This window comes from Planktothrix prolifica NIVA-CYA 540, assembly GCF_963864145.1.
Classification (GTDB): domain Bacteria; phylum Cyanobacteriota; class Cyanobacteriia; order Cyanobacteriales; family Microcoleaceae; genus Planktothrix; species Planktothrix agardhii.
In genome coordinates this window covers 665,220-683,415 of sequence record NZ_CAWLTW010000001.1, presented here as the reverse complement: position 1 = coordinate 683,415, position 18,196 = coordinate 665,220, and the positions used below count along the sequence as shown (strand labels likewise).

The 18,196-nt window shown below is 39.3% G+C and carries 19 protein-coding genes; 15 read left to right on the top strand and 4 right to left on the bottom strand.

What is annotated here, in order from left to right; genetic code table 11:
• Nucleotides 1-40: 40 nt before the first annotated feature.
• Both hemB and AC559H_RS03140 read left to right on the top strand, forming a co-directional pair.
• On the top strand, nucleotides 41-1,048 hold the full coding sequence (gene hemB / locus AC559H_RS03145) for a porphobilinogen synthase (RefSeq protein ID WP_026793479.1): 1,008 nt from the start codon (nucleotides 41-43) through the stop codon (nucleotides 1,046-1,048).
• Between the two features lie 342 nt (nucleotides 1,049-1,390).
• Entirely contained in the window at nucleotides 1,391-1,552 is a 162-nt protein-coding gene (locus AC559H_RS03140; RefSeq protein WP_141292963.1) for a ribbon-helix-helix protein, CopG family, read from the top strand.
• A 68-nt stretch (nucleotides 1,553-1,620) separates the two neighbouring features.
• Here AC559H_RS03140 and AC559H_RS03135 read toward each other — a convergent pair whose 3' ends face one another.
• On the bottom strand, nucleotides 1,621-1,866 hold the full coding sequence (locus AC559H_RS03135) for a hypothetical protein (protein ID WP_026793480.1): 246 nt from the start codon (nucleotides 1,864-1,866) through the stop codon (nucleotides 1,621-1,623).
• A 342-nt stretch (nucleotides 1,867-2,208) separates the two neighbouring features.
• Here AC559H_RS03135 and AC559H_RS03130 point away from each other — a divergent pair, with 342 nt between their 5' ends.
• From AC559H_RS03130 to AC559H_RS03095, 8 genes are all read left to right on the top strand, one after another.
• Nucleotides 2,209-2,373 carry a hypothetical protein gene (locus AC559H_RS03130; protein ID WP_158442056.1) on the top strand — a complete coding sequence of 55 codons (165 nt, stop codon included), beginning with the start codon at nucleotides 2,209-2,211 and terminating at the stop codon, nucleotides 2,371-2,373.
• A gap of 85 nt (nucleotides 2,374-2,458) precedes the next feature.
• On the top strand, nucleotides 2,459-4,966 hold the full coding sequence (locus AC559H_RS03125; RefSeq protein WP_026793481.1) for a dynamin family protein: 2,508 nt from the start codon (nucleotides 2,459-2,461) through the stop codon (nucleotides 4,964-4,966).
• 77 nt (nucleotides 4,967-5,043) lie between these two features.
• Nucleotides 5,044-5,949 carry a hypothetical protein gene (locus tag AC559H_RS03120; protein WP_051319753.1) on the top strand — a complete coding sequence of 302 codons (906 nt, stop codon included), beginning with the start codon at nucleotides 5,044-5,046 and terminating at the stop codon, nucleotides 5,947-5,949.
• 15 nt (nucleotides 5,950-5,964) lie between these two features.
• Nucleotides 5,965-7,269, top strand: a complete 1,305-nt coding sequence (locus tag AC559H_RS03115) for a hypothetical protein (protein ID WP_026793483.1) — start codon at nucleotides 5,965-5,967, stop codon at nucleotides 7,267-7,269.
• A 38-nt stretch (nucleotides 7,270-7,307) separates the two neighbouring features.
• The gene (locus tag AC559H_RS03110) at nucleotides 7,308-7,718 is read left to right on the top strand and encodes a CdiA C-terminal domain-containing protein (RefSeq protein ID WP_051319754.1); all 411 of its coding nucleotides are present in this window, start codon (nucleotides 7,308-7,310) and stop codon (nucleotides 7,716-7,718) included.
• 11 nt (nucleotides 7,719-7,729) lie between these two features.
• Nucleotides 7,730-8,113, top strand: a complete 384-nt coding sequence (locus tag AC559H_RS03105; RefSeq protein WP_026793484.1) for a hypothetical protein — start codon at nucleotides 7,730-7,732, stop codon at nucleotides 8,111-8,113.
• Nucleotides 8,114-8,195: 82 nt separating this feature from the next.
• Nucleotides 8,196-8,630, top strand: coding sequence for a hypothetical protein (locus tag AC559H_RS03100; RefSeq protein WP_026793485.1), 435 nt, complete (start codon nucleotides 8,196-8,198; stop codon nucleotides 8,628-8,630).
• A 7-nt stretch (nucleotides 8,631-8,637) separates the two neighbouring features.
• Nucleotides 8,638-9,210 (top strand): hypothetical protein, encoded by a 573-nt coding sequence (locus AC559H_RS03095; RefSeq protein ID WP_026793486.1) that lies wholly within the window; start codon nucleotides 8,638-8,640, stop codon nucleotides 9,208-9,210.
• A 77-nt stretch (nucleotides 9,211-9,287) separates the two neighbouring features.
• Here AC559H_RS03095 and ccmP read toward each other — a convergent pair whose 3' ends face one another.
• Complete coding sequence (ccmP, locus tag AC559H_RS03090) at nucleotides 9,288-9,929, bottom strand: beta-carboxysome protein CcmP (RefSeq protein ID WP_026787432.1); 642 nt, start codon at nucleotides 9,927-9,929, stop codon at nucleotides 9,288-9,290.
• A gap of 238 nt (nucleotides 9,930-10,167) precedes the next feature.
• On the opposite strand from ccmP, the gene AC559H_RS03085 reads away from it, so the two are divergent.
• From AC559H_RS03085 to AC559H_RS03065, 5 genes are all read left to right on the top strand, one after another.
• Nucleotides 10,168-11,415: a DUF3086 domain-containing protein gene (locus AC559H_RS03085; RefSeq protein WP_036833399.1), complete on the top strand. Its 1,248-nt coding sequence runs from the start codon at nucleotides 10,168-10,170 to the stop codon at nucleotides 11,413-11,415.
• A gap of 36 nt (nucleotides 11,416-11,451) precedes the next feature.
• On the top strand, nucleotides 11,452-12,129 hold the full coding sequence (gene plsY, locus AC559H_RS03080; RefSeq protein ID WP_026793488.1) for a glycerol-3-phosphate 1-O-acyltransferase PlsY: 678 nt from the start codon (nucleotides 11,452-11,454) through the stop codon (nucleotides 12,127-12,129).
• 222 nt (nucleotides 12,130-12,351) lie between these two features.
• Complete coding sequence (locus AC559H_RS03075) at nucleotides 12,352-14,349, top strand: adenylate/guanylate cyclase domain-containing protein (RefSeq protein WP_051319755.1); 1,998 nt, start codon at nucleotides 12,352-12,354, stop codon at nucleotides 14,347-14,349.
• Nucleotides 14,350-14,491: 142 nt separating this feature from the next.
• Nucleotides 14,492-14,890, top strand: a complete 399-nt coding sequence (locus AC559H_RS03070) for a bacteriohemerythrin (protein WP_026793490.1) — start codon at nucleotides 14,492-14,494, stop codon at nucleotides 14,888-14,890.
• A gap of 93 nt (nucleotides 14,891-14,983) precedes the next feature.
• On the top strand, nucleotides 14,984-15,178 hold the full coding sequence (locus tag AC559H_RS03065; RefSeq protein ID WP_026793491.1) for a hypothetical protein: 195 nt from the start codon (nucleotides 14,984-14,986) through the stop codon (nucleotides 15,176-15,178).
• A 60-nt stretch (nucleotides 15,179-15,238) separates the two neighbouring features.
• Here the strand turns inward: AC559H_RS03065 and AC559H_RS03060 are convergent, their stop codons facing one another.
• The gene (locus AC559H_RS03060) at nucleotides 15,239-15,976 is read right to left on the bottom strand and encodes a CHAT domain-containing protein (protein WP_071782752.1); all 738 of its coding nucleotides are present in this window, start codon (nucleotides 15,974-15,976) and stop codon (nucleotides 15,239-15,241) included.
• Nucleotides 15,977-16,002: 26 nt separating this feature from the next.
• Nucleotides 16,003-18,189: an NACHT domain-containing protein gene (locus AC559H_RS03055; RefSeq protein ID WP_051319756.1), complete on the bottom strand. Its 2,187-nt coding sequence runs from the start codon at nucleotides 18,187-18,189 to the stop codon at nucleotides 16,003-16,005.
• Nucleotides 18,190-18,196 lie beyond the last annotated feature (7 nt).

The following is an 18,196-nucleotide window of genomic DNA, read 5'->3' as shown; positions in this document are numbered from 1 at the left end:
ACAATTGGTCTTTACTAAAAATATTTTTACCCCGTTTCTTATGTCTTCAGAATCTCATAAAAATGCCCTAAATCTGGTTCAACGTCCCCGTCGTCTGCGTCGCACCGATGCCCTACGGCGGATGGTTACGGAAACAAGGCTTACTGTCAATGACTTAATTTATCCTCTGTTTATCATGGAGGGAGAAAATCAAAAGGTTGAGGTTTCTTCCATGCCCGGAAGTTACCGCTATACCTTAGATTTACTATTAAAAGAAGTCAATGAAGCTTGGGAATTAGGCATCCCCGCCATCGCCTTATTTCCCCTAGTGGCTGAAGAAAAAAAAGATAACGCCGGAACTGAAAGTTATAATCCAGAGGGCCTAATTCAGCGTACCGTTAGGGCAATTAAACAGGCGATTCCTGAGATTATGATCATCACGGATATTGCCCTTGATCCTTTTTCCAGTAAGGGTCATGATGGTATCGTCAGCGAGGAGGGCGAAATTCTTAATGATGAAACCGTGGAAGTTTTAGTTAAACAGGCGATTTCCCATGCCCAAGCCGGGGCCGATATCGTTGCACCTTCGGATATGATGGATGGTCGGATTGGGGCGATTCGTCAAGGGCTAGATGAAGCGGGATATACTCAAGTAGCGATTTTAGCCTATACCGCTAAGTATGCCTCAGCCTATTATGGCCCCTTTCGGGATGCCTTGGATTCGGCCCCGAAATTTGGGGATAAGAAAACCTATCAAATGAATCCGGCTAACTCCAGAGAAGCCTTGACAGAATTGGCTTTAGATGAAGCTGAAGGCGCCGATATTGTCATGGTTAAACCCGCCTTAGCCTATTTAGATATTATTCATCTATTGCGTTCGGCAACGGATTTACCTGTGGCGGCCTATAACGTCAGTGGGGAATATGCGATGATTAAGGCGGCTGGAAAAATGGGTTGGATTGATGAGAAAAAAGTCATGTTAGAAACCCTCACCAGTATTAAACGGGCTGGGGCTGATTTAATTCTCACTTATTTCGCTAAGGAAGTTGCCCTAATTTTGCGTCCTTGACACTCCCACGGGTGAACCGCGTGGGATTCTCCTGTCTAGCCCCGATTGCTCGGTATTCATGGAGTTGCCCCCTACTGTTTCCAGAATTGCTTCACAGCAATATTAGAGGAGAGTACGAGACTCTGAGGAATGCCAAGTACCTCGTCCCAATTGACGGCACACGACTATTACAGTCTTTGGCTCTGCCAAGATTTTTCGGAGCTTTCTGTAGTCAACAGGGATAATCACAGTGGTTGCCTTTTTCTCGCCATTGACAACTTGTTTTTAAGGAGGTCAGAACATCTGACCAGATAAGCGAGGAACATCCTTGCTATACTCTGATAATAGAGTCTTAAATAGAGTATGTCAAGGGAAAAGAAAATTCAGTTTAATGTTAACGAGAAAGAATATGAACGTCTCAAAAGTCATGCTGAGTCAGAAGGATTATCAATGGCTGAAGTTCTTAGGGATTACATTAAAACCCTCACACCCCCTAAAGGGGGTCGCACTACATCCCACGACTGAAGTGCGTGGGCTTTGTGCGAGGTTGTTGTAAGGAATGCGAGTATTACTTAAACTGAAACCCTGAAGACCTAACCCCTTAACCTTCTTCCCTTATCGGGAAGGAGGGATAGTAAATATTTGTCAATCTCCAAGATATTTAATATTATGAATTCTTCACCCCATCTCCTTTTTTTTAAAAGCTCTTGAAATGTTGCGTTAGCGAAGATTGCCGAAGGCATCGCTAATTTTACCTGGGGTTTTATCCCCATAAATTTTAGCAAACTCATAAAATTTATTCGAGATTCTAATAAATCTAAATGTTCTGACTTTGCCATATTTTTTAATCCTATTTATTCGGGATTAAAACTACCTAGTAATTATCTCATTGTGAGGGTAGCAAAGCAATCTCAAAGCCTTGTTAAACCGTTATAGCAGGGAACACCGGAACAGCCCCCCCAAACCCCCCGTGCACGCAGGGCTAGGGAGGGAGGGAACAGGGGGGAAAACACTTTAATGTCTGGGTTCCAATATCCGTCTGGTGTCTTAACTGCCTTGGCGGTTGCTATACTATCCGTAAATCCCGTGAATCTTTGTCACAAATATTCAAAAAATTGGTTCAAACTCGACTGTAAGAGTTATAATTTATCAATGCCCTCGCGTCTATCTCATTTAAGCCTATGAGTAACCTTACAAAAATACCAGATAACAGCGATCTATCCGATCGCTTTAGAAATATAGGAGAACAAATTCAGTTATTCTTCGACTTTGCCGAAAACAACCCTGATCAGGCTGTTCCTTTTTTCGTCAATATCTGGGAAACTCAAGCATCCCTAACCACCTAGACCTGAAGGAGTGATAACCCCATCTCCCTTTAAATTTTTAAGACTTAGTGGAATTAACCAAAATCATTAACTAGAGAGGTATCCAGTGGAACTAAATATTGAATCTAAGTTAAACAACACCCGCAACCTGTTACAAGAATTAGGTAACTCTGTCTCTAGCTTAGTCAACTCGTCCCCTGATGTTTTTGCTGATCCAGCGATTCAATCTTGTCTACAAGATTTTTTAACAGTTTATCAAGAAGCCATCCAACGGCTAAAACATCCTAGTTTTCGGATTGCTACTCTGGGAACAACTTCCTCTGGAAAATCAACGATTGTTAACGCGCTGATTGGTCGAAAAATCGCGCCTATTGAAGCCGGAGAAATGAGTGGGGGTGTATTAACCATCAAACATTCTCAGGAACAAAAATTAATCATTGAAAAAACAGAGGATGCGGTTTGGGATACTGGTGAATCGACAGGCAGTGATGAGGACTTATACCAGCGAATTAGCAGCGTTATGCGCTCCTATAACGATGAACGGAAAAACCGGGAGTATGTTGCGCCACAAATAGCTGCTCATGTTCCTCTTTTACCTGCTTGTGATGCTTCCTTACTGGGTTTACCCAACGGAATCGGAGTTGAATTGATTGATTTACCTGGATTGAAATCGGTTCAAGATCGGACTAATTTAGCAACTATCCAAAAGCAAGTTAATAAAGCTTTTAGTTTAGTGGCTTTGGACTATATGCAGGTAGATGATAAGCACAGAAAATGCCTCTTGGAAGAATTAAAGAAAGTTGTCGAATACCTACAAGGACGCACGGATTCGATGATTTTTATCTTAAATCGGGTCGATCAGCGAGGAGCCGATGATTTACCTCTGTCAGTGCGGATTGATAAGTTAAGAGAGGAAATTAAAGAGGTTTTATCACTGCGAGAACTTCCTGATGTCCTGCCTTTTAATGCTCGTCTTTTATATTATGCTCAATGTGCTTGGGGTTCAGGATCTTTTAACCAACCATCACTGATAAATCAGGAACTACGGTTAAAACTCCTTAAGGCTATGCTTCAAGATTGTGCAGTAGTTATTAAATTAAATACTAAGGAGAATCGATATTTAAAGAATTGGTTTCGTGATATTGATGATCAAGTAGAAGACAATGAAGCTATTGATGATGAAACCATGCGAGAAATTCTCCGCTATTCTTTAGAATGGAGTGGTGGTAGAGAACTTTGGGATTGTTTCCGTGTGCGGGTTCAAGAATCATTTGCTGAACTGGTAATACTTCCTGCATTGTTGGAAGTATTCGATAATTACGATGCTTTGGAAAAATTACTAGAGGTTGTGATTCAGACCCGAAAAATTGACAATAAAAAACAGGTTGAACAAGAAAAAGATAAAATCGCTAACATTCGTCAAGATTTACAGAAAAATATCAGAAAAATTGGAAAAGAATTTAAGGACGAAATTGAGCAACTGAAAGCAGGCTTGAAAAGCCATAAACCTGAAATTGATGATAAAGCCGTACAAGAGGCTCTAAAAAAAGGACGTAAGGGATTTGAGCTAATTTTTGATGCGGTTAGATCTGTTGTGACAGATTTAACCACATCTCTAATTGTTCCAGTTCGTGATGCCCTTAAGAATAATCAAGGAGCTTTTGAGTTAAGAGATAAACTACGGGAAGTCACATCACCTTCATTGGCTGATGATATTTCTAAAGCCTATGATAATGTTAGTCGAAGATTCAGTAAGTTTTCTGCTGAGTCGGAATACTTAGTTAAGCGTGTACGGGCTGATGATGATAAGGGAGAAAAAGAAATTGAACATGATCAACACTATTTTCTCCTGCTATATCACACGATGAGAGAAGCTATATCTGCAAGGGCAGAGTTTTTATTGCAAGGAAAAGCTCAACAATTTGAACAAGCTTTAGAATCATTAGTGGATGAGCAAGTTAAGAGATTAAAAGTTTGTTTGTCAGATGAACAGTTTTCTTCGATTAACCTTGAAAAAGCAGCCATCAGTAATTTACGCAAAAAATTAGCTCAAAACTTGCCAACTTTACCTGAGAAATTTTTTGAACTTCCAAAAGCTATAGAACAAAAGCAATCCAAACAAAAAGAAGTCGTTGGTACGAAAACCGAATATGAAACTCGCACAAAAACTGAATATCAAAACTATACAGAAACCTATGAAGAGGGTTCTTGTTTCAAAAGCACAAAAACGAAGACAAAAACACGACCTGTAACCCGTGAATACCAAGAAGCGGTAACTCGGAATATTTACCAAGATATCGAGTATGTCGAACTTTTTCTTCCTTCTCCCGACTTAATGGCAAAACAATGGTCAAGTGGAATTGAGAAAGGGAAAGACAGTTTGTGGGATATTTTGTTTAACTGGATTCTTGAACGGTTAGAGGCTGTTAGCAGTATCTTTGAAGAATCCGTTGATGAGATTACCAATCTAGCTGAACGTGCTTTGAAACAACAATTAACTATCATTGAGGAGAACTTTGAGCAGGAAAAACAGTTCTGGCGTGATTTTGAAGTTAAAAAAAATCATGCAACAGCAGGTTGTGAAAAGTTACAAGATATTTTTCGTCAATCTTAAGTTGGCTATTGTATAATTTTAGGGAGTATCTTGCTCCCACTCTAAAAAATCTCTCTTTTAGGATTTAAGATGTTATTATGTTTGTTGAAACATTAAACCAAGTAACGGCTCAAACAATTAGGGAATGCCAAGGTAGTAAATGTTTTGGAGAGTATCTAAGTCATGCTATCGGTATTTGGTGTAATCAACTCAATATTTCTCAAGATATAACTGACTATATTCTGAGAGGTTATGTTCAGCCTGAAATAAAAGACTTCACAAAGTATATTTATAAAGAAGGTAAAACAGAAATGAATAATTGGACAATACCAACTCCATTCGGTGAGGTGCCTACAATTTTTGCACTTGAAAATCCATTCTATCAACAGATAAATACCCTTTTAAATCGAATGAACATTAGGGGTGATAACATTAAATTCATTGTAATTATTGCCTTTGCTATTACCGCAATTGGTTACTTTATCTATATACTCAATCAACCAAAACAACAACAAACAACTCGTAGAGAAGAACCCATAAAATCTAATTCTCATCCTCCGGTTACTAGCATTTCTACAGTTCAAACTCCTCCAATTCCAACTCCTTCAGTACAAATAATTACTAAACAGTTTTTAGTTTTAGTTATTTCTGCCTCACAATCAGAGTTCCTTGAATCTCTAAAAGGCAAAAATCATATTGATGTTAGTCAGGGAGAACAACTTTACCAAATTACTAGATATTTATGGCTAGGATCTGAAACTGAACTTTCTCAGAAAATACATGATATCAATCAGTATTCAGTCGCCAAAGGAGCAGAATCAGAATATAATATTTACTTAGTTAAGATTAAACTGGAGCAAGATGAAGAAGGATTTAAGCCTAATGTCAATCAAATTGATAGATATGATGCGTTTCGTAAGTTAAATGATTTAGCAGTTGAGGTTAAAGTGTCTGAGAGATTGCAAATAAAAGCTTACGAAAAACTTGGAGTTTACAATCGCTAAATAGGAGTAATTAAAATGTTAATTGATACCACTCTTTTAGTTAAAAATCCCGAAATCATCAACGGTTTACTCGATGGCTCAATGACACGCTATGGAAGCGTTATTAGATGGGCTGCGGGTAATGCAAATGGTGGTCAAATTGTTCGCCATTTAGCCGAAACCCCCGGACTAACTAGCAAACTGATGACAGTTCCCTTTTCTCCCATCTTGGGAGGAGTTGATATTATTGGTCATGGGCTTACCTATCATAAATTAATGGGTATTGAAAAAACCCTATCCTCAGTAATGGGATTAACTCAAATTGCTGCGGGCGCAAGTGTTTTAAACCTTGGTGTTAGTATTGCGGGCTTTGCCTATATGGGCTATAAACTGCACCAAATCCAAAACACTTTAGGCAACATTCAACAGTCAATGGAAGCAGGTTTTAACCGAATTGAAGATGACTTAAATCGGATTGAAAAGAACTTAAGCGCAGGTTTTATTCATCTTGATAAGCGCTTCGATCAGGTTGATAAGGGCTTAGATATTATCTCTGAACAATTGGCCTATTTGTATTTATTAGTAGAAGATAGCCGCCAAAAACAAAAAAGCCTCGCCAAAGCTATTTCCCATCTTCATCAAGCCATGCTAATTAAAGAAATTGCCGCTTTAAAAGCTCAACTTGATGATCGTTCTCGTTTTCCTGATGAATCACCGAGATCGGCCATTAAAACAGCTTCCAGAGTGCGATTATTTCTCAGTAATCAAGCCATACAAGCTACCCCAGAATTAGATGCTGAAATTATGCTTAATGCTGATGTTTCTATTCAAGGTTGGGCTGTAGCCACAGCAACAGAAGCAAATCTTCTCCTAGAAATAGGAAAACATCAAGAAGCTAAAGAATTACTGGCGGTAGAAATCCCCCAATTTAAACAAGTAGCGGAAAGATGGGGTCAAGCATTAATCAATAATGAAAACTCTTATTTATCTACCGCTTATCGCTTTAGTAATTCTCGATTTAATAACCATATTACCCCAGAACGAGTAGAACGAATTACGAAAATATCAATAAGCGATCGCGCCTTATCTCCTGACCAAATTAGAAGCAAAAAAACTAATATTGATGTGGAATTTGATATGTCCTATAGTGCTACTAAATTTGATCTAGCCTGGACTTATCGCCAAATTGCTATAGCTGAATATTTAGATACTTTGAGCGAACTTTCAGCCAGATTAGAAAGTTTAGAATATTTTGCCGATCTGTGCGAAAGTAAAGGTGTTAAAAGCAGCCGGGAAATTATGCCTGGGGATGACGCTGAACCAGGTATATATGCACTATAAGATATGCGGATACTACTAATAAAAGAAAAGCACCACGAATGAAGCAAAATTCGGCTAATTGTGGCAGTATTGATGAATCAGAAAGAGCTTTTGGTGCAACAGAAAGAGCGATCGCAGAATTTCTCAAAACAGAGGGAAAAAATGTTAAAGCCTTAGCAGAAAAAACTGATGGAGGTAGAAATCCCGATGCTGAGGTAGATGGAGAACCCACTGAATTTAAAAGTTTGGATTTTGGTGCTACAAGCGCGACAGTAAAAAATCAGATTAACAACTCGATTAGACGAGGGGGACAAGCTAGGGATATAATTATAGATGCTAGGACATCTGGATTGATAGAGTCTGAGGCTGAACGAGGTTTGCAGAGGGCAAAAAATATTACACGCGGAAAAATTGATAGCATCCGAATTATTGGCGATCGCTATGACATCACTTTTACTGAGTTTCAATAAAGGAGGTTTTTATGTCTCGCACACTAGATATTTTTATAGAATTTCCCCAGGAAATCGAACATTTAATCAAAGAATTAGAGTTGATATTGGCTCTAAAATTCGAGCTTATTTCTGATGGTACTGACAATTGGTATGAGTTTAGTAACTCAACCATCACTCTTACTGTAGGAAAGCATGATTTTGAAAATGATCAAGATATCAACTTTGAAGAATACCATTATAACTTATCAATCAGATCGCTAAACATCTCGAATGAACTTGATAGGCAAAAGTGGCGTAATGATTTTGCTAGTTATGTTTTCCAAAAGTTGAAAGCTACAGAAAGGTATCGTTTAATGCTAGTGGATGACCTACAAGTGAAATTAGAGGAGTTTGCGCCATTGGTGAAAGTTTAATTGAACATCATAATGCGCGATCGAGTTCAAAAGGAGATAGACTTATCTTTGAATATAAAGTGGATTCTCGTTAAATTCTGTCGTGACACAATCATTTTCAAATAATGCTCCCATTCCTTGCTTTTCCAATCAGTCTCCTGGGACTTTAAATGATGAACTTCGGTCAGCAGAGGAATTAGGCATCAGACCAATTAAAGTGGGAGAAGCAGGATTTGATGATATAATTAATGAAGGGACTGTCAAATGGGCAGTAACAACAAAACTAGAACTCCTTGTAATTCCGAAATTTTTAGATGTTAGCAATGAAATCTACCATACGGTTATAACTCTCGGTGAGCCTGTTTTGGCTGCGGGAGAAGCCGAGATTGTTGGCAGCAAAGGTTTATATATTTTGCTAACTATCAGCAATCATAGCGGGCATTTTAGACCCACTTCAGAGAGTTTAGAACTAGGAATAACAGCCTTTAGGCAGCAAGGAGTTGACACAAGTAATGCTGATATCGAATATGTGGAGTAGATAAATTATGACTCAATCTCCTACGACAATATCAATTGATAGCATCCTCGAACAAGATGCCGAATCTGTACTGATTTGGGTAAAAAAGATATTTTCAGATCAAGCCACCCAACCACAAGAGTTTAACTGGTTATTATTAGCCGATGTTTCCTCTGCTAAGGCTCGAAAAGGTCAAAATGGTTCAGGTTTACCTGATCGCCAATGGGCAGAAGTAGCCACCACAATTTACGATCGTCTAGCCAATGATGCCGAACACAAAAAAACAGGAAGTGGCGAGTCTTTTAGGATTTCCTCAATGATGCTCCGGGCTGGCGCGATCGCGAAACTTGGAGTAATTTCCGATCATTGTGTTCTCGATGTTAACTTAATTTTACAATGGTTTTGGGATAACATCAAAGAATCGCCCGAAGATGTGGAAAAAAAGGCCGCGAAGTGGAAAATGCTACCCATTGCAGAAATTCGCGAATTAAGACAACTAAAAAATAGATTGAAAGTTATCGCAGCCCTCGCGGATAGTGATAAATATGTTTTGGATGAATCTCTCAAATCTTGGCTTGACTTGCGCGAAAAACTACCGTAAAAGCAGCTTAAATTGGCTTTACTTAAAATTGTAATAAAGCTAAATGTTCTGGATTTGCCATATTTTTTTCTCCTAATTTATTCGGGATTAAAACTGCCTCCGTATTCTCGTCCCGATACATTTTCAATCGCTTCTAAAGCCGCTTGTGAACCTACCATAATATCCCGTTCTTCTCCCCCTAAATACAGCCGTCCAAAACTACCAACGGCCGTCACTTGCAGAATATTAATTAACGAGGCTTTTTCCGCTTCATTCGCCGCTAAAGCTGCATAAGCTGCGGGTTGAACTTCCAAAATATATAAACTTTGACCGCCTAAAATTAACTGCCCTCGACGGTTACGATTAATTAATTGGGCTTGGTGCGGGTCAAGATTCCGAATAATTTGACTGGACATAATTTGAGGTTTCAGGCGATCGCTTTCTCGTAACCCTAAAAAATCCAAAATTGCCCGTCCTGCGGTAATTGTATCCCCTTGACGACTTGAATGAATTTCTAAAAGACCATAAAGCCGCTCAATAAACAACACCCCAGGACGCACCGAGGTCGCTTTCAAAGCAATATCCGTAATTCGGTTAATTTCAATCCCAGGAGAAACTTCAATCCACAAAGAAGAATCCCCAGGTAAAGGCAAAAAACCCAGGGACACCGTACCAATATAGGCCGCGTGTTGCCGTTGAAGATTATCTAAATAGACGTAACTGCGTAATTCTATTCCCATTTTTAGTTATCAAGTACCCGCATTATCAATTATCAGTGTAGGGACGTGCCTTAGCAAAGCTATGCCGATACAAATGATTCTATAGTCAGTCATTGAATTAATTCAGAGGTTGAAGTAGTGCTACAATCACTCTAACAGGTCAGGGTAACAAACCTGTCTAAACACCCCAATAACCGAACAAAACGCTATACTTTCACCCATTACATCCCCTTGTGTTTAGACCGGGACGCTCAATTGCATGAATTCAGACGAAACTCAAATCCGAGATCAAAACCCACCTGTAAGCGGGGTAACTTCTTCAACAACGCCACCCTTTAATCCCTCTCTTGGAGAAACCGGAGGGAACTCGATTAATATGAATCCTTTACCCATTGCTGACCCTTGGGAGTCCAACGAATTCCACAATCCTGAACCGGGATCAAATTCCGCAACCTCACCGAGCTTGTCCGAACGTCTGATGTCCGAACCCATAGAAGAAGTCACCACCCAGTTAGACCAACGGGTGAAACGATTACAGATTCAAGAACAGGAACTACAAAAAAGAATTATCGGGTTACAGGAGACCAACGAACGCATCCAACAGGAACAACTGGTATTAACCCAGTCCATGGGGAAATTAATCTCCTCCGCCTTAGATCAATTAGAACAACGCAAACAAACCTTACAAATCGAAATCGAAAAACTCGAACGTCGTCGCGATCGCATCCAAAAAGAAATGCGAACCTCCTTCGCCGGAGTCTCCCAAGAACTCGCTATCCGAGTCCAGGGATTTAAGGATTATTTAGTCGGGAGTTTACAGGATTTAGTCGCCACCACCGAACAATTAGAACTCATACCAGAAAACCCACCCGAACCCCAAATCCCCGCCCAACCGCGAGAGGTGACGAAGGTGATCATCCCCGTAGAAAATCCTCAAAACACTGCAAACCCACAATTTTCAGAACAGGGTTTTGCCGAACAAACCCAACGAATTCGCCAACTCCTCGATCAATATCGCAACGCTCCCGACTATTATGGCCCCCCTTGGCAACTGCGTCGCACCTTTGAACCCATTCACGCCAAACGGGTTTCCAATTGGTTTTTTAACCAAGGAGGACGGGGCGCCTTACGCACCATGGGCAGTCGTTTACAGAATATATTAGTCGCCTCGGCAACGATTTCTATATTGAGAAATATCTATGGAAACCGCCTAAGAACCCTGGTTTTAGCCAATAGTCCCGAACGGTTGGGAGAATGGCGCCGCGGTCTCCAAGATTGTTTAGGGATTGACCGTCGAGATTTCGGCCCAGAACAGGGAATTGTTTTATTTGAAGAAGCGGAAGTTCTTTCTCAAAAAGCCGATCGTTTGGTCAAAGAAGGACGCTTACCCTTCATTATTATTGATGATATGGAAGATAGAATTAGTCTATCTTTACTGCAATTTCCCCTCTGGTTGGCCCTGGCCCCCGACCCCCAAACCCAACAACCACCTACTGAACGGTTTTAACAACTTCGGCAACTTGAAAATAACGGTCTTTTAAACATGATTGAATGGTTATTAATTAATACCGGATTATTAGTAACGGCCTATTTCTTAGGTTCTATACCCACAGGATACGCCATCGGACGCTGGTTTTATGGAGTTGATATGTTGGCTGAGGGTTCCGGTTCTACGGGTGCAACCAATATCCTGCGAACCTTGGGAAAATTACCCGCAGCACTGGTTTTATTAATTGATATTTTAAAAGGAACCTTAGCCGTTCTTCTGGTTTTTTGGACTTATTCCCTCTCTTTTGCCTCGGAACTCGCTACCAATGCCGGAATCCAACATCCTGATATATTACAATATTGGATCGCTATTCTAGCCGGATTAATTGTAATTATTGGTCATACAAAATCCATTTGGATCGGATGGAAAGGAGGAAAATCTGTTGCTTCTAGTCTGGGAATTTTATTTGCCTTAGATTGGAAATTAGCCTTAGCAACCCTAGGAATTTTTGCCATGGTTTTAGCAATTTCTCGAATTGTTTCCTTGAGTTCAATTTTCGGGGCGATAGGAATTGCAATTTTAATGATTATAACTGGGGAACCTCTGCCCTATCAAATTTTTGCGATCGCCGGGGGAATTTACGTTATCTGGCGACACCGGACTAATATTGATCGAATTCTCAAAGGAACAGAACCCAAACTAGGCGAGAAATTAACTACCCAAATCCAATAATTATTCGTTAAAATCAAGTCAATCAACCTTGGGTAATAGGTAATAGGTAATGGGTTTAGATCCTTATCTTTCAAGTATGTCAGTTTAGAGACGAGTAGTTAGGGCAGTTAAGGGCGCAAACGCTTTAATAAGTGGATTAAAAACCCATTACCCATTACTCATTACCCATTACCTATAGTTGGGGGGTGCGAATCGTTGATTTTGATATCAGGGACAATCACTATGGCATCTCTATCTCGTCGTCTATTAGGATTGAATAAAAAAGCACCTAAACTATCCCTGCGGATTGTTTTTGTGGTTCCTTTTCTGATCCAAATTTTTGCATCCGTCGGACTAACAGGATGGTTGTCTTTTAGAAATGGTTCGATCGCCGTTAATGATTTAGCGACTCAATTAAGAATTGAATTAAGTAACCGCATCCAACAGGAACTTAATACTTATTTAGAAACCCCCCACATCATCAATCAAATTAATGTTGATACCCTGAGAATGGGATTAATTAGTGTGGATAATGTTCCCCAGATGGAAAAGTATCTGTGGAGTCAGTTAAAACAATTTAAAACCGCTAGTTATATTGGAATTGGATTAAAAAATGGTTATTATGTGGGAGCTAATCGTAATGATGATGGTACGATAGAATTTGATATTGTTGATAAAAGTACCGCCGGAAAGTTTCATAAATGGTTAACTAATAATCAAGGCGATCGCCAAGAATTATTGAGTGTGAGAGAAAATTATGATCCTAGAGTTCGTCCTTGGTATGAAGCGGGGGTAAAAGCCGGAAAACCTGTTTGGAGTGAAATTTATGCTTATTTTGGGTCTAAAGTTTTAGTGATTTCCGCCAACCAACCTATTTATAATCGCAATAAACAGTTATTAGGAGTAGCGAGTACCGATTTAACCTTAGAACGGATTAGTCAATTTCTGAACCGTTTAAAAATTGGCAAGACCGGACAAACCTTTGTCATGGAAAGAAACGGATATTTAGTCGCCACCTCAACCCTAGAAGAAACCTTTATTGTTCATAAAAAAGAGAAGGAAACCAAACGAATTAAAGGAATTAAAAGTAGTGATATTTTAACTCAGGCTACCTCCAGTTATTTACTGAAATATTTTGGTAATTTAGATCAGATTAAAACCTCAACTCAACTGACCTTTGAGATTAATGGAAAACAACAATATTTACAAGTCACTCCCCTATCTGATCAACGGGGAATTAATTGGTTAATTATCGTTGTTGTACCGGAATCGGATTTCATGGCGGAAATTCATGCTAATACTCGGACAACTATTTTATTATGTATTGTGGCGTTATTAGTAGCCACATTATGTGGCATTTTTACCGCCCGTTGGATTAGTACCCCGATTTTTCGTCTGAGTCAAGCTAGTCAAGCGATCGCCAGTGGAGAATTAGAACAAACAATCCCGGTCGAACCCATTAAGGAATTAGGGATTTTAGCTACTTCTTTTAATACCATGACCCAACAGTTAAAAGCCTCTTTTAATGAGTTAGAAAAAACCAATGCCGAATTAGAACAAAGGGTCGAAGAACGCACCGCCGATTTAAGGTTAGAAAAAGAAAGATCGGAACAATTATTATTAAATATTTTACCCGAAGTTATTGCCAATCAACTCAAACATAATACAAAAGCCATCGCTTCTGCGATTGAAGAAGTGACCATTTTATTTGCCGATGTGGTAGGATTTACTCCCCTATCTTCTCAAATTCCGCCGATAGAATTAGTCAGTGTTCTGAATGAAATGTTTTCGATTTTTGACCATTTAGCAGAAAAACATGGATTAGAAAAAATTAAAACCATTGGTGATGCTTATATGGTAGTAGGAGGTTTACCCTTACCCAAAGCTAATCATGCCGAAGCGATCGCCGATATGGCATTAGGAATGCAAGCCGCCATGGCTGAATTTAAAGTGCCTTTAGAAAGATTTAATATCGACTCTCAATTTCAAATTAGAATTGGGATTAATACTGGATCTGTAGTAGCGGGGGTGATCGGAATTAAAAAGTTTATTTATGATTTATGGGGGGATGCAGTTAATATTGCTTCTCGGATGGAATCTTCCGGCGACCCCGGACGAATTCAAGTCACAGAAGCAACTTATCACAGAATTAAAGATCAATATAATTTTGAAAAACGCGGCATAATTTCTATTAAAGGAAAAGGAGAAATGACCACCTATTGGTTGATGGGTAAAAAATAGTTTTTAGGTAATAAGTCTGCTAGATTATTGTTTGAGACAAGGAACAGGTAACAGCCAACAGTAAGTGTGTTAAACTAGGATCAACCAGCCAATCAGGACTAAAATTAAGTCTATACTCCAGCCCCAAAATTAGGATAAAAATATGAGAACATGGAATGATTCTTTAAAAATTGGTATCCCCTTACTAGACTGTCAACATGAACAGTTATTAGATCAAATGGATCAGTTATTAACTGCCATGGATAATCACAAAGGCGATCAAGAACTTCGATCAATTATGGGATTTCTAAAAATGTATACAAATAATCATTTTAATTATGAAGAATCCTGCATGGATAGCTATAAATGTCCTATTGCTTGCGATAATAAAAAAGCCCATGCTAATTTTTTAACAACCTTACAAGATATTAATAGTAAAATTGATCAAAAGCAACCGTTAGAATTAATTCGAGTTCAGGTTAAACGAGAGTTAGTAGATTGGTTTGTCAACCATATTAAAAATATTGATACCCAGCTTAAATCCTATATTCCTAAAAAATAAAGCATAATAGGCTATTAGAGATTGCACCTATAAAGAAAGACCCAATCAATCAAAAACCAAATCTAACTTACAATTAGAATTCCCCTTAAAATAATGCCAAATCTGTATATAATTGGTGGGGCAAATGGTTCAGGTAAAACCACCTCAGCCCGGCAAATTCTCCCCTATTTTCTCGAAGTTTTTGAATATGTCAATGCCGATGAAATAGCATCGGGACTTTCACCTTTTAATCCTGAATCTGTCGCTATTCAAGCCGGACGATTAATGTTAGGAATGAAAAATAAATAACTTGCACAATTAAACCCTGGAAACCCTTATCTACCGTAAACTATTGCTCAATTAGTCACCTTATTGGTTTTCCATTCCTATTAATTGATCTGTGGTTTGAGTGAGGTCATGTCCGGCTTGACCTACTTGACTGTTGGAAAGATTACCATTAATATTGATGGATGGTTTAAAGCTGGGCTGAGAGGATGAATCATCGTTTTTTTGAGCTTGTTGAGCTTCCTGAAGATCTGAAACATAATGTCGAGGTCGATAGCGAATTTGTGGAGTATCCGACTCCGGTATTCCTTCTAAATTAATCGAATTACAAGCAACGTTGAAACATTTATCATAAGATTTTCCTGCACCTAAAGCTTCATAAAATGCCGTAGAGAAATTAATCGCTGTGTTATCTCCAACCGCTTTATTCATCCCCACAACACAATCAATAAATTGATGAATAGCTTGGGCTTGTTCTTCACTGTAGCAAGCATTGAGGATAACACATTGAACTTCCGTTTGAAACTGTTTAAACAGCTTGGCTAAAGCCTCACTACTCACGAGTTGAGTTTTTCCTGAATCATTTTCTAAAACCAGTCCGTTAGTCCCAGAACCATGACCCGAAAAGTGAACAATTGCGGGTTCATATTCTAATAATGCTCGTCGCAAATCTTTCACTCGAACGGCTGACTCACTCACAATTTCAAACTGTTCTCGATTTTTCGACTGTTTCAACGCCGCTTTAATTTCGCGGATTTCTTCGTTCAAACGCAACTGGACAGAATCTTTGGGATTGGATAATAAAATCAGTATGGTCTTCATGGTTAAATCTCCTTGATGTTACAAGTTTAGTTAGAAATACTATCAGAATTTAATGCAGTTCCACACTTTGAACAAAAGTCAAAGTCAGATGGATTTTCATGTTGGCAATTTCCACAAATTTTATTAGAGACTGATTCGGCTTCTAATGTCTCAACGGTTTTTAAAGTCTCAAGTTCTTCTGAGTTAACCGGATTTAATTCTTGTGCATTAGACGCATTTATCAGGTCTATTGACTGAGAAACTTGAACTGAACTTTCTGGAACTTGTTCCGGTTCAACTTGGGCAAAATGTTCGAGTAGCATTCGGTGAATAAAGATGTAACCACCCCCAACTTTTTGCAGGAATATTAGTTCTGTGGCGTAGTCCAGAAAACGAGCATAATTCCAGGGGGCAAAGCCTTTTATGTCAAGCCTTGAACGCAAAGTTAAGTGTTGAATGACAGCATATCCACCACCGAAAGATAAGCCAATAATTAAACAAAATAATATAGTCAGTAATAAAATATAACTGAATATATCAACATTATTGTGGCCATTAATCCCCGCTATTAACCACAGACCAAATGATCCTATCAGTCCTGCCACGATAGGTATAATTATTCCCAAAATTATAGCGTTAAGTATTGATTTTTTAATTCCTTGATTCGGGATTTTTTTGACCTCTATTTCTGGGCTTTTAAATCCTTGAATAATAGCATAGAATATCCCGACAAACAGCATTCCAAACAGCCCGACAATAAACCCTACCATCGTCTGTTCAAACGCCCATAAAATCAGCCCGAAAATCAGCCCTAAGATCCACAGTAAAGTCGGCATTTTTTTTAGAGTTTTTTTGAATTCTTGAGCCGACCATGTTAAGCTTTCAATAGGTTTAATTTCCCCTCCAATCAGCCCCTCATTCAGCCCTCCAATCAGCCCTCCAATCAGCCCGAAAATCAGCCCCTCATCCAGCCCGATCCCCCATCCAATCAGCCCGAAAATCAGCCCTGAAGCTAATACACTCATAATGCGATAAAAGATACGTTCTCCCTGCTTTTCTAACCAAGTAGGTTGGATTTTCTCAATCAAAAATACAGTTTGAGATTCCCGCACCATCCCAGTCGCCAGCCAAGTGAGCCAATGTTTGGTTTGCTCTGGTTTATAGTTGCTCCTCATCGAGCGTCCATGACGCTGAAACATTCGCTCAATATAGGTTTCAAAAAGATGGCGACGACGTTCTTGAGTGGAACCGAATTGCTGTAGATTTTCAACAGAGATATCTTTGTAAGCCATGCTGACAATACTGAGAGTCAGGGGAGATTTCATCATCTCCTCCATGGCGGTATCTTGTTGCAAAAGGGTTTTGACTCCCTGAAGTTGTTCCCCCGCTTGGTCTAAATATTGGTTAACTTGTTCTGAGGTTAAAGGTTGAACACAGATAGCACCCCGTACTTGTAGACGATTTGAGAGGGCTTGATAGTCTTTGATACGACTACAGACGACCATCTCAGTTAACCCATAGTTTTGCATAAACTGATTGATGGCTTCTACACAAGCTTCTCGATGTTTGGCTTGCACCTCATCCAAACCATCCAGTAGTAGTAACAATTGTTGGTCTTTTACCCATGCTTTACCTAGAGACTTGGAAACGCCATAGTTGCTCTGAAGTTCATCCACTAACCAATCAGCAATTTTCTGCTGCTTTTTTGCCCAAGAAGATAAGTTAAAAACAACAGGTATGGGTCGATTCAAATTTTCCGATGTTTGAGCAATTAAATCCCGCGTTAATTTCAACAATACCGTTGTTTTTCCGGCTCCGGGTTCACCCAAAATTAGGAGTGTTCGTCCCTCTCCCATCCGATTAAATGCAGTGTTAATTCCTCGACTTGTAGATAAAGGTTTTTGTGATTGTTCTGGGGAGATTTGAACATTACCAAAAGGACGCGCTACTAAATCGGGTCGTTCTTCCAGTCCGAGGTCAATCATCGCCTTATTATGCAGTGACCGTTCTAAGACATTCTCTACCCAAAATTCTTGAACTTGGTTGAGTAATTTTTGTCGGAAGCGATATTCTTGTTGGGTTGGGGGTTTAACTTCTCGATGAAATAAACCTGCAAAACTCAAACTTTCATAGACCGTTACATTTTGAATCAGATCACGTCCAGCCTGCCCTATTGGAGAGTTTTCTAGGGTCTGACTATCAATATTGAGTCTGTAATTGGGTTGTTGAGTCATATGCCCG